This is a genomic window from Micromonospora sp. 4G55, assembly GCF_016803375.1.
Window position 1 is genome coordinate 1 of sequence record NZ_JAEVHN010000155.1, and the last position, 11,393, is coordinate 11,393.

Consider the following 11,393-nt stretch of genomic DNA (forward strand, 5'->3'; position numbering starts at 1 on the left):
GCCGGCGCGGCGCTCGGCGCCCTCCCCGAGTCACCGCACGACCTGCTCCGCGAGGCGCGGCTGTGCCTCGCCGCCCGCGCCGCGCTCACCCTCGACGACCGCACCACCATGCGGTACGCGTACGCGGAGTTGCTGCCCGCCGCCGACGAGCTGGCCGGCGCGGGCAGCGGGGTCCTCACCCTCGGGCCGGTGGCCGGACACCTCGCCGACCTGGCCACCGCGCTGGGCCGTCCCGACGACGCCGCCGCCCATCGCCGCAAGGCCGCGGAGGTGACGGCACGAGCCCGCCGATGAGTGATGACCGTCGATGAACTGGACATCGACAGATATCGACGCTCTTGATACCGTGGCTGGCAATTATCTTCGCAGCGACGGGAGGCAGGCATGCCCCGACGAATCCTGCACGGAGTCACCGCCGTGGCCATCGGCACCGCGGTGGCCACGCTCGGCGCCGTACCGGCGCAGGCCGATCCGGTGGTGCCCCGGCACGCCGTGGTCATCTGCCAGAGCGCCAGCTTCTACGACAACTACGACTCGGTCAGCGGTCCCTACGGCCTGAAGCGGGTCCTGCCCTACGGCAACAAGATCGGTCACACCCCCGGGGCGCACCCGGTCTACAACGGCTGGGCCGCGACCTTCGACTTCGGCCCCAACGACTGGGGCTACCTGCGCATCGAGTGCATTGGAGGGTACGACTCATGGTGAGCCGATCCGTCGCCCGCGCGGTGGCGACCGTGCTGGCGGGAACCGTCGCCCTCGTCGCCGCACCGGCCGCGGCACACGCCGACACCGGCACGATCGGGCAGCGTGAGACGGTCTGCGCCACCGACCTGTTCGTCCGCACCCAGCCCAACGGCGCCTGGATGGGCACCCTCTACCAGGGCCAGACCTTCCTCGTCGAGGGCCCGCGCAGCGGCGGCTACGTCTACGGGTTCGCCTACGGGCACATCAACCGCCACGGCTGGGTCCAGGACGGCTGGTTCTGCTGATCCGGCCCAAAGCCCGCACGGCGCGGCGCCGTCGCCCGTACCGGCGTTCAGGTTCCCGTCGGTCGGCATGGTGGCAGCCGGAACGGGAAGGCCACGGTCGCCAGCAGGACGTAGGGCGTGCCCGAGGTACGAGCACGAGCACCCGCACCGGAGGGCGGAGCGATGAGCGAGTCGACTGAGAAGGCGATCCTGGCCGGCGGCTGCTTCTGGGGAATGCAGGATCTCATCCGGAAACGTCCTGGCGTGCTCGCCACCAGGGTCGGATACACCGGCGGGGACGTGCCGAACGCCACGTACTACAACCACGGTACCCATGCCGAGGCGATCGAGATCGTCTACGACCCCGAGAAGCTGTCCTACCGGGATCTTCTCGAGTTCTTCTTCCAGGTCCACGACCCGACCACGAAGAATCGTCAGGGTGGCGACGTGGGCGTCAGCTACCGGTCGGCCATCTTCTACACCGACGAGCAGCAGCGGCGGGTCGCGGAGGACACGATCGCCGACGTCGACGCCTCCGGACTGTGGCCGGGCAAGGTGGTCACCGAGGTCACTCCCGCCGGCCCGTTCTGGGAGGCCGAGCCCGAACACCAGGACTACCTGGAGCGCAATCCCGGTGGTTACACCTGCCACTTCGTCCGGCCGGACTGGAAGCTCCCCCGTCGAGGGGAGAAAGCCGCGTAGCGGCCGGCTCCGCTCGCGGCGGGCAGGCGAACGACGGGCGCGACCAGCAGCGGCGCGGCTCGGCGGGTGCGACCGGTCCGACGTCGCACCGTCACCGGGACGGCGGCGGGTCGGCGGGCGGGTCCGGGCGCAGCGAGGCGAGCAGCAGGTCGGCGAAGTGCGCGCCGACCTGCTCGGCGGTGAGCCGGCCGTCGGTGCGGAACCACGCGCCGAGGTGGTGCACCGCGCCGAAGAAGTAGTCGACGGCCAGGTCGGCCGGGACGTCGGCGCGGAAGGTCCCGGCGCGCTGGCCCTCCTCCACCAGCTCCCGGAAGCGTTCGTGGTACTCCCGGCGGCCGCCCGCACCGCGCGCCGGCGGTCGGCCGAGAGCAGGTGCATCGACTGGAGGAAGATCGTGGCGTCGTCCAGGTTGGCGATCGCGGTGACCACCACGTCGGCGGCGGCCGCCCGCAGCCGCAGCGCCACCGGCTGGTCGCGGGCCATGATGGCCTCCAGGCGCTCGCGCTGCATGCGCAGCAGCCGCTGGTAGATCTCCTGGAGCAGGTCGTCCTTGGCGGCGAAGTAGTGGTACATCGCGCCCTTGGTGACCCCGGCGGCCTCGACGATCTCCTGGACCGAGGTCTTCTCGAAGCCCTTCTCCGCGAACAGCCTGGTGGCGACCGCCAGCAGCCGCTGCGGCAGCGCCTCCCCGTCCCCCGTCCGACCCACCGGTGATCCCGCCCTTCCGGGCCGCCCGCCGGCCCGGTGCGCCAGCGTACGCAAGGCGCCGCCGATCAGGCCGGCTGGACGCGCACCGGGATGCCGTTGAGCACGACGTTTCCGGAGAGCGGGTCGACGGCCGTCTCGTCGGTGAGCACGTTGGCGTTGACGCCGGCGTGGGCGCGGGCCACCGCCTGCCGGGTGCCGGGCACGTCGTGGCCCCACCCGTGCGGCAGGCTGACCACGCCCGGCATGGTGTCAGGGGTGACCTCCACGGCCACCACGAGCGAGCCGACCCGCGAGGTGACGCGGGCGTCCTCCCCGGCGGCCAGCCCGAGCTTGGCCGCGTCCTCCGGGTGCACCTGCAACGTGCAGCGGTCGCGGCCCTTCACCAACGCCGGCACGTTGTGCATCCAGCTGTTGTTGGACCGCAGGTGCCGGCGTCCGACCAGGACGAAGCCCTCCGGGGGCGCGTCGCGGGCGTCGCGCAGCCGGGCCACGTCGGCGGCGATCGGCGGCGGGCACAGCTCGACGGTGCCGCTCGGGGTGCGCAGCACCTCCGGCAGCCGCGGTCGCAGCGCCCCGAGGTCGACGCCGTGCGGGTGCTCCAGCAGCCGGGTCAGGGACAGCCCGTCCGGTCGCTGTCCGAACCGGTCGCCGTACGCGCCGAGCCGCAGCCGCGCGTCGAGCAGGCGTTCGGCCGGCCGGTCCCCGGCGACCAGCGCCCGCAGTTCGTCCGCCGGCCGGTCCAGTGCCTCGGCGGCGTCGGCGAGCACCTGGCCGAGCAGCTGCTCGTGCAGCGCCGCCGGGTCGGCGTCGGCGCCCTGCCCGGCGGCGATCAGCGTGAGCCGGGCGAGGATGTCGCACTCGTCGAGGCTGTCGGGCGCCATCGGCATGACGGGCGGCGAGTAGCTCGCGACGTTGCGCACGGCCAGGGTGAGGAACGCGAAGTCGTAGTGGCCGGCGCGGGCGGGGTCGGGTGGCGGCAGCACCACGTCCGCGTGCCGGGTGGTCTCGTTCAGGTACGGGTCGACGCTGACCATGAAGTCGAGCGAGGCGAGCGCGCGGTCCAGCCGGTCGCTGTTGGCGGTGGAGAGCACCGGGTTGCCGGCGACGGTGATCAACGCCCGGATCCGGCCCTCCCCCGGCGTCTCGATCTCGTCGGCGAGGGTCGCGACCGGCAGCTCGCCCTTGACCTCGGGCAGGCCGCGCACCCGACTGGCCCAGCGCCCGGTGCGGAACCCCTTGCCGGGGCCGGCGGCCCGGGTCCGCTGGTGGGCGGCGAGCGGGAACATCGCCCCGCCGGGCCGGTCCAGGTTGCCGGTCAGCACGTTGACCAGGTCGACCAGCCAGCTGGTCAGCGTGCCGAACGCGACCGTGCAGGTGCCGACGCGACCGTAGACGGCGGCGGTGGGGGCGGCCGCCAGTTCCCGGGCGAGGCGCCGGATGCGCGGCGCGGGCACCGCGCACCGCTCGGCCACCCGCTCGGGGCGCGAACGCGGTGGCCAGCTCCCGGACGTCGGCCAGGCCGGTGACGTGTTCCGCCAGCCGGCCGAGCCGGACCATGCTCTCGTCGAAGAGCGTGTGCACGAGGGCGAAGAGCAGCAGCGCGTCGGTGCCGGGCCGGATGGGCAGGTGCTCGTCGGCGGCCGCGGCGGTGCGGGTGCGGCGGGGGTCGACGACCAGGAACCGGCCGCCGCGTGCCTGCAACGCCCGCAGCCGGCCCGGGAAGTCGGGCGCGGTGCAGAGGCTGCCGTTGGACTCCCAGGGGTTGGCGCCGAGCAGCACCAGCAGGTCGGTGCGGTCGAGATCGGGTACCGGGATGGCGTTGGGGTCGCCGTACAGGTAGCCGGAGGAGACGTGCTTGGGCATCTGGTCGACGGTGCTGGCGGTGAAGACGTTGCGGGTGCCGAGCGCCCGCAGGAGGGGGCCGGCGTAGAGCCCGCCGGCCATCGTGTGCACGGTGGGGTTGCCGAGGTAGGCGGCGACCGCGTCGCGGCGCCGGCCCGGGCGGCGGTCAGGCCGGCCTCGACGGCGGCGAACGCCTCGTCCCAGCCCACCTCGCGCAGCGTGCCGTCGACCCGCAGCAGCGGTCGGCGCAGGCGGTCCGGATCGGCGAGGAGCTGCGGGAACGCGGCTCCCTTCGGGCAGACGAAGCCGTGGCTGAAGACGTGTTCGCGGTCGCCCCGGGCGTGCGTCACCCGGTCGTCGGCGATGGTCAGGGTCAGCCCGCAGGTCGCCTCGCAGAGCGGACAGGTGCGGTACGCGGTACGCGTCGCGGTCGTTCCCGGCATCGCGGGCCCCCTCGGGATGGAATACCGACTGGTCGGTATGGTGGCACGCCGCCGGATGGCTGTCATCCCCCGCGACCGGCCAGCGCGGGGCGCAGCGGGGCGGGCACGGACAGTACTGCCGCCGGCCGAATTCGGCCACCCGCACGCTGGCCAGGGCAGATGCGCCGATTCGGGTATTGACGGTGATGTAACACACATCATTGAATGGCGGCGTGGCAGGGCCCCTCCGCGCAGCGGCCTCGACACGTACCACCGGCATGGCCACCCCGACCGTTCGCGCTGCTGCCTCCCCAGCAGCCGTCGTCAGGGTGCGGTGGGCGGAGTGAACGAGCGCCGGCGAAGGATGCTGCTCACGGCGGCGTTGCACGTCGTCTCGCACGGTATCGCCGTCCTCTACTGCCTGATGACGACCGGCGAACCGAACCGGCCCCTGATGCTCACCGCCTACAGCTGCGGGATGGCGTCCGGCGCCGTCGGCATCTGGGCGGCGCGGACGGTGACCACGAAGGCCGCCGGCTACCGGGTCTCGTTCACCATCCTGCTGGTCACCATCGCCATGGCGGCGCTCGGCGCGTACTGGGACGGCGGGGCCGCCTCACCGGCCGCCCTGGGGTTCGTGACCACCACGGTGTTCGTGGCCAGCTACACCCCGCACCTGCGGCTGATGATGGCGCTGGAGGCACTTCTGCTCGCGTCGTACCTCGCCGTGGCCGCCCTCGGGCAACCGCCACGGCCCGGCCACGTCTTCCTCTACATGGCGGGCATGCTGGTCCTGATCTCGGTCTGCTCCACCCAGACCCGGAAGCTGGCGCGGCAGCGGTCCCAGCTGCGCGCCCTGGCGGCGCTGGACCCGTTGACCGGCGCCCTGAACCGGCGCGGCCTGGCGGACTTCACCCAGCACCTGTTCCGCAGATGCGGTCGCGCGGCCCGGCCATGCTCTGTCTGGATCTCGACGACTTCAAGAGCGTCAACGACCGCCTCGGGCACGCCGCCGGCGACGAGCTGCTGAAGCAGACGGTGGCGGCGACGCGGGAGGTGCTGCGCCCCGAGGACGCCGTCGCCCGGGTCGGCGGCGACGAGTTCGTGGTCGTCCTCAGCGACGCCGACGAGGCGACGGTACGGACGGTGGCGGCCCGGATCGAGGCGGCGGTACGCCGGCACACCGGCGTCAGCATCGGCGCGGCGACCGCTCCGCACGACGGCGACACGCTGGAGACCCTGCTGCACGTGGCCGACCGGCGCCTCTATCGGGTGAAGCAGCAGCGTCGCGGCGGCGACCGGCCGCTCGACGGCCACGGACTGCTGTCCACCGACACCGTCGGCGCGTGACGCCGCCGGTCGGCCACCGCCGGGCCGGCTGACCGGGCGGGCTCGGGCGGCCCGAGGGCACAATAGGCAACCTTCTTGACAGATTTGTTAACCATCGACAAACTTCATCGTGAGAGCGCTCTCTCATCCGCCCCGCCGCCGCCCTCGCCGTCGCCCGGCCGGCGAGCTGTAGAGCGGTGAAGCCGGCGACCACCACCGCCTGTGCGATCACCAGTGCGGTGCCGAGGCCGGTCAGCGGGAACCACCCGGCGATGAGTAGTTCCACGCTCGCGACCACCCATGCGGTGTTGACAGCGATCACGACACCCACGGCGGGCCGGCTCACCCTCGGCTTCGACGCGAGGAAGAGCAGAGCGGCCGCGAAAGCGACCAGGAACGCGCCGATCGGGTAGAGGAAGGCGGCGGGAAGGCCGAACATCTCGCCGAAGATCGCCGCGGCGGCGAGGTAGACGACTCCGTTGGCGCCCGAGCCGATCGCGTCCTGCTTGAGGGCGAAGCAGAGCAGCTTGGCGTCATCGGCGGTCTGGACGGTGCTGGCGGCGGTAACCATCTCGGGGTCCCTTCGTGGTGCTGACGTGCGTCTGATCACGAAGCTACGGAGGTCGGCGCGATGCCGAATCAGTCGTCGTGACGGTAGGTTGCCAGTCGTGCTGCACGGGCGGGCCAAGGAACAGGCGCAGGTCGAACGGCTGTTGGAAGGCGCCCGGAACGGTCGCGGCGGCACGCTGGTGATGCGCGGTCCGGCGGGGATCGGCAAGTCGGCACTCCTCGAGTACGCCGCCGGCCGGGCAGCCGGCCTACGGGTGTTGCGCGGCGTCGGTATCGAGTCCGAGGCGGCACTGCCGTTCGCCGCACTGCACCTGCTCCTGCGTACCGGGCTCGACCGGATCCACGCGCTGCCCGGCCCGCAGGCCACCGCGCTCCGCGGTGCACTGGGGTTGGGCGACGCCCCGCCGGAGAGCCGGTTCCTGGTCGGACTGGCCACGCTGAGCCTGCTGTCCGAGCTGGCCGGGGACGGCGCGCTGCTCTGTCTCATCGACGACGCGCAGTGGTTCGACCAGGCATCCACCGACGCCCTTGTCTTCGCCGCGCGTCGACTCGACGCGGACGGCGTCGCCATGCTCTTCGCCGCTCGCCCGGATTTCCCCGCCCCGGGGCTTGACGAGCTGCGGCTGGGCGGCCTGGACAGAGCCGCGGCCGCGGCGCTGCTCCCCGCCGACCTTCCGCCCCAGGTGCGGGAGCGCCTCATCCAGGAGTCGGACGGCAACCCGCTGGCCCTCATCGAGTTGCCCGCCGCGCTCAGTCCCGAACAGCGGGCGGGACGACTGTCGCCGGTGGGTGCGATGCCGGTGGCCGATCGCGTCCAGGCGGCGTTCCACGCGCAGATGGCGGAGCTTCCCGAGCACGCGCGCGCTGCGCTGCTGATCGCGGCGGCGGGCGGCTCGGGTGAGCTTGCGACGCTGGTCGCTGCCGGCGCTTCCCTGCACGGTCTCGAAGCGGCCGAGCGGAGCCGGCTGATCGAGATCAGCGGGTCGGTCGTCGATTTCCGTCATCCCCTGATCAGGGCCGCCGCCTATCACAGTGCCTCCGTCAGCCGACGCCTCGCCGTACATCGAGCGCTTGCCGACGCGCTGACCAGCTCGACCGCGCCGGATGCCGCTGACCGGCGGACCTGGCACCTGGCCGCCGCCGCGCTCGGTCCCGACGAGGACGTCGCGGAACGGTTGGAGGAGGCGGCGGGCCGGGCCCGTACCCGTGGCGGCCACGCCGCGATGACGGCCGCCTACGAACGCGCCGCCGAGCTCACCGCCGATCCGGTACGCCGATCCGCGCGGCTGGCCGCCGCCGCACTGGCCGCGAGCGACGCCGGCCTGATGCGCCGTGCGGCCGCACTCGCCGACCGCGCAACCCCCGAGGTGGACGACCCCACGATGATCGTGGCGCTGACCCAGGTACGCGCCCATCGCGAATTCGAGTTGGGCACCCCGCTGGCGGCGGGCCGCATCATCATGGACACCGTCCCCCGCGTAGCGGCCCACGCCACCGAGCAGGCCCACTGGCTGCTGGTGGAGGCCGTCCGCTGCGCCTGGTTCGCCGGCGACCCGCGGCTGGCGGAGCAGGCAGCCGCGCAGCTCCAGGCGCTTCCCGGTTCGCCGCTGGTCAGCCAGGCGATCGGGCTGACCCGGCTGCTGCGCGGCGACATTCCCGGCGGAGTCAAGCTCATCAGCGAGGTGCTCGACGTACCCGCGCTCGCCGGGCTGGGCGTGCCCGGGCTGACCTTCACCGCCGCTGCCTGCCTCCCCGCGGGCCGTACCGCCCGCTGCGAAGAAATCACCGGACGGGTCGTGGCGGAATGCCAGCAGAGCGGCATGATCGGCTGGCTGGCGTTCGCGCTGCAGGACCACGGGTTCGTACAGGGGTTGCTCGGCTCGTACGGCGAGGCGCTGGCGACGCTCGACGCGGGGCTGCGGCTGGCGACGGAGCTGGGTCACGAGCACCGGGTCACCCACCTCACCTGCTGCATCGCCTGGGTGCTCGCCCATCAGGCGGATGTGCCGGGGTGCCGCGAGAAGGCCGAGGAAGGTGTCCGGCGAGCCGACGACCGGGGGCTGGTTCTCGCCGCGAGCATCGGGCGCTGGGCGCTCGGCCGGCTCGAACTCGGCCTGGGACACCCGGAGGCCGCCCTGCGGCAGTTGGAGGCCATCCCGCCGACGGGAATCGGAGTCCTCTGCGCCGCCGACCGGATCGAGGCAGCCGTCCGCAGTGACCAGCCGGAACGGGCCAGGGAGCCGCTGGAGCGCTACCTGACCTGGGCGCGGTACGTCGGTCAACCGGCATCGGACGCGATCGCCCTACGCTGCCGGGCCCTCGTCGAGCAGGATGAAGCGCACTTCGTGGCTGCCGTTCGGGTCCACGAGAGGGGCGATCAACCATACGAACAGGCGAGGACGCGGCTCGCCTACGGCGAGTGGCTGCGGCGGGCCCGAAGGCGGGCGGACGCCCGCGCAGAGCTGCGCGGCGCACTGGAGATCTTCGATCGACTCGGTGCGGAGCTGTGGGCCGGGCGGGCCCGTGCCGAGCTGCGGGCGACCGGGGACGTGCCGGCCGCGCCCCGCAGGGCCGGCGACCCGCTCAGTGTCCTCACTCCCCAGGAACGGGAGGTCGTCCGGCTGGCGGCCGGTGGCGCCTCGAACCGCGACATCGGCGCCCAGCTCTTCCTCAGCCCGCGGACCGTCGGCTACCACCTCTACAAGGCGTTCCCCAAGCTGGGCATCACCTCCCGATCCCAGCTGGCAGCCATCGTCCGGTCCTCCTCCATCGAGTGAGCCGTCAGCGGCGCGGGCGGCCGCGCGCCCGCCGGTGGACCGGTTGACGGCAACGCCGCGTCACACCGGGACAGCGCTGGGCCCTGCCGGACCCGGGCATCGGTGACACGACCGGACGAGGCGGATGATCTTTTCGGTCAGTTCTCCCGGTACCGCGTTGCCCGTCGATGGATTTCCCGCCTATGGTCCGCTGGCACTTTCTCATCCAGTGATACGGGGGTTCTTCTTGCCCAACATCCGTGGCGTCCTCTCGGGCGTCATCGCCGCGGTGGTCGTGACGACGGCGGTGTCCGGTCCCGCCATCGCCGCCCCGGCGGCGACCCCTCCCCACACCGCTCTCACCGTCGACGGCCACCCCAACTCCTGGTGGTACCAGGGCTCCCAGGTGTTCGACCAGGCCGCCGGCGCCACCTTCACCGTCGGCGCGGCCGCCGGCGGTGAGCTCAACCTCCGCGCCGACCAGGGCGGCGACAACTGGACGTGGCGACTGGCCCCGCCGACCGGCGCGTCCTGGACCGCCGGCACCACGTATCAGCTGGCCGGTTACCCCAGCGCCGAGTACGCCCTCGTCGACGTGCAGCACGCCGGGGCGGGCTGTGACGAGGCTCCGGGCACGCTGACCGTCCGGGAAGCCACCACCGACCCGGAGACCGGTGCGTTGACTGCCTTCGCGGCGTCGTACGGCATCTCCTGCTTCTCCAGCTACGACGACCTGCACGGCGAGATCCGGTGGCAGTCGTCCGTCGACTACGCCGCCGCCGCGACGGACGTCATGTCGCACAACTTCGGCGACCGGCTGGTGGGCAGCGCGCCGGTGACCCGCACGATCACGGTGACGTCGACCGGGTCGGCGGCGACGGTGTTCGGCACGGCCAGCTTCCTCTTCCCGACGACCGCCCACTCCATCACCGGCGACACCTGCTCGGACACCACCCGAGCCCCGGGGGAGACCTGCACCATCACGATCAGCGCCGCACCGACCAAGCTGGGCGGCGACTGGACGTGGCTCCAGCTCCCCGACAACACGTCGCTGGGCAAGCGGTACGTGCAGCTCGGCGTCAACGGCCTGGACCCGCGTACGGTCGGGGTCTCCCCGGCCTCGCTCTCCTTCGGCGACCAGTACATCGCCGACCGGGGCCAGGCGAACTCCGTCACGGTGACCGGCACCAGCGCGGAGCCGACCACTTTCGGGGCGGCCACCGTCACCGGCACCGACGCCTCGTCGTTCGTCGTCACCGCCGACACCTGCAAGGGTGCGACGCTCGCCAAGGGTCAGACCTGCCGGGTGGACGTCGCGCCGGTGCCGGCCGGCGCGGGCATCCGGACCGCGGTCCTGGAGCTGCCGAACAACAGCCTCTCCAGCCCGCGCACGGTGCCGTTGACCGCGAACGGCGTGATCGGCTCCCGGGGTACCTACTACCCGCTCTCACCGGCGCGGATCATGGACACGCGTACCGGGAACGGCGCCGCGAAGGCCAAGCTCGGCCCGAACGGTACGGCGAACCTCCAGGTGACCGGGCGGGGCGGCGTCCCGTCCACCGGCGTGTCCGCGGTGGTGCTCAACGTGACCGTCACCGAGCCGACGGCGTCGAGCTTCCTGACGGTGTACCCGTCGGGCAAGCCGAAGCCGAACGCCTCGTCGCTGAACTTCAAGCGGGGTTGGACCCGGTCCAACTCGGTGACGGTGGCCGTTGGCTCGGGCGGCAAGGTGGCGATCAACAACAGCTCGGGCTACACCCACGCGATCGTCGACGTGGTCGGCTTCTACGCCAGCGACAACAGCTTCATGTTCACCGAGCGCGGACTCGGCGGGCAGTTCCTGCCGGTGGTCCCGCGACGGCTCTTCGACAGCCGTAGCGACTGGGGGCAGAAGCTGCCGGCCGACCACCAGGTGCGGCTGGCGCTGAACTACGGCTACGACGCCAACTGGCGGATGCGGGCCGCGGTCGTCAACATCACCGCGGTGACGCCGACGTCCGCCGGCTTCCTGACGGCGTGGAACGGCGAATGGCCGGAGCCGAAGACGTCGACGGTCAACTACGGGGCCAGGTCGATCACGCCCAACCTGGCGGTCG

The 11,393-nt window shown here is 72.7% G+C and carries 8 protein-coding genes and 5 pseudogenes; 8 read left to right on the forward strand and 5 right to left on the reverse strand.

Going from position 1 to position 11,393, the window contains the following annotated elements; all coding sequences use genetic code 11:
• The 4 genes and pseudogenes from JNW89_RS15165 to msrA all read left to right on the forward strand — a co-directional run.
• Window positions 1-294: pseudogene (locus JNW89_RS15165) on the forward strand (hypothetical protein); the annotation flags it as partial.
• A 90-nt stretch (window positions 295-384) separates the two neighbouring features.
• Entirely contained in the window at window positions 385-705 is a 321-nt protein-coding gene (locus JNW89_RS15170) for a hypothetical protein (RefSeq protein WP_238449416.1), read from the forward strand.
• Window positions 699-989 carry a hypothetical protein gene (locus JNW89_RS15175; protein ID WP_238449417.1) on the forward strand — a complete coding sequence of 97 codons (291 nt, stop codon included), beginning with the start codon at window positions 699-701 and terminating at the stop codon, window positions 987-989. The genes JNW89_RS15170 and JNW89_RS15175 overlap by 7 nt, the downstream gene beginning before the upstream one ends.
• A 162-nt stretch (window positions 990-1,151) precedes the next feature.
• Window positions 1,152-1,670, forward strand: a complete 519-nt coding sequence (gene msrA, locus JNW89_RS15180; protein ID WP_238449418.1) for a peptide-methionine (S)-S-oxide reductase MsrA — start codon at window positions 1,152-1,154, stop codon at window positions 1,668-1,670.
• Window positions 1,671-1,761: 91 nt separating this feature from the next.
• Here msrA and JNW89_RS15185 read toward each other — a convergent pair.
• The 5 genes and pseudogenes from JNW89_RS15185 to JNW89_RS37660 all read right to left on the reverse strand — a co-directional run.
• Window positions 1,762-1,992, reverse strand: a pseudogene (locus JNW89_RS15185) (hypothetical protein); the annotation flags it as partial.
• Between the two features lie 266 nt (window positions 1,993-2,258).
• A pseudogene (locus JNW89_RS38790) lies at window positions 2,259-2,378 on the reverse strand (helix-turn-helix domain-containing protein); the annotation flags it as partial.
• 65 nt (window positions 2,379-2,443) lie between these two features.
• The gene (locus tag JNW89_RS38095) at window positions 2,444-3,832 is read right to left on the reverse strand and encodes a molybdopterin oxidoreductase family protein (RefSeq protein WP_375155097.1); all 1,389 of its coding nucleotides are present in this window, start codon (window positions 3,830-3,832) and stop codon (window positions 2,444-2,446) included.
• A 166-nt stretch (window positions 3,833-3,998) separates the two neighbouring features.
• A pseudogene (locus JNW89_RS36765) lies at window positions 3,999-4,322 on the reverse strand (molybdopterin oxidoreductase family protein); the annotation flags it as partial.
• 179 nt (window positions 4,323-4,501) lie between these two features.
• A pseudogene (locus JNW89_RS37660) lies at window positions 4,502-4,864 on the reverse strand (hypothetical protein); the annotation flags it as partial.
• Window positions 4,865-5,006: 142 nt separating this feature from the next.
• On the opposite strand from JNW89_RS37660, the gene JNW89_RS15210 reads away from it, so the two are divergent.
• The 4 genes from JNW89_RS15210 to JNW89_RS15225 form a co-directional block, all read left to right on the forward strand.
• Window positions 5,007-5,672, forward strand: a complete 666-nt coding sequence (locus JNW89_RS15210) for a GGDEF domain-containing protein (protein WP_238449420.1) — start codon at window positions 5,007-5,009, stop codon at window positions 5,670-5,672.
• Window positions 5,597-5,992: a GGDEF domain-containing protein gene (locus JNW89_RS15215; RefSeq protein ID WP_238449421.1), complete on the forward strand. Its 396-nt coding sequence runs from the start codon at window positions 5,597-5,599 to the stop codon at window positions 5,990-5,992. The genes JNW89_RS15210 and JNW89_RS15215 overlap by 76 nt, the downstream gene beginning before the upstream one ends.
• A gap of 647 nt (window positions 5,993-6,639) precedes the next feature.
• On the forward strand, window positions 6,640-9,318 hold the full coding sequence (locus tag JNW89_RS15220; protein WP_238449422.1) for a helix-turn-helix transcriptional regulator: 2,679 nt from the start codon (window positions 6,640-6,642) through the stop codon (window positions 9,316-9,318).
• A gap of 226 nt (window positions 9,319-9,544) precedes the next feature.
• On the forward strand, window positions 9,545-11,393 hold a 1,849-nt coding region (locus tag JNW89_RS15225), incomplete at its 3' end, for a choice-of-anchor D domain-containing protein (protein ID WP_238449423.1).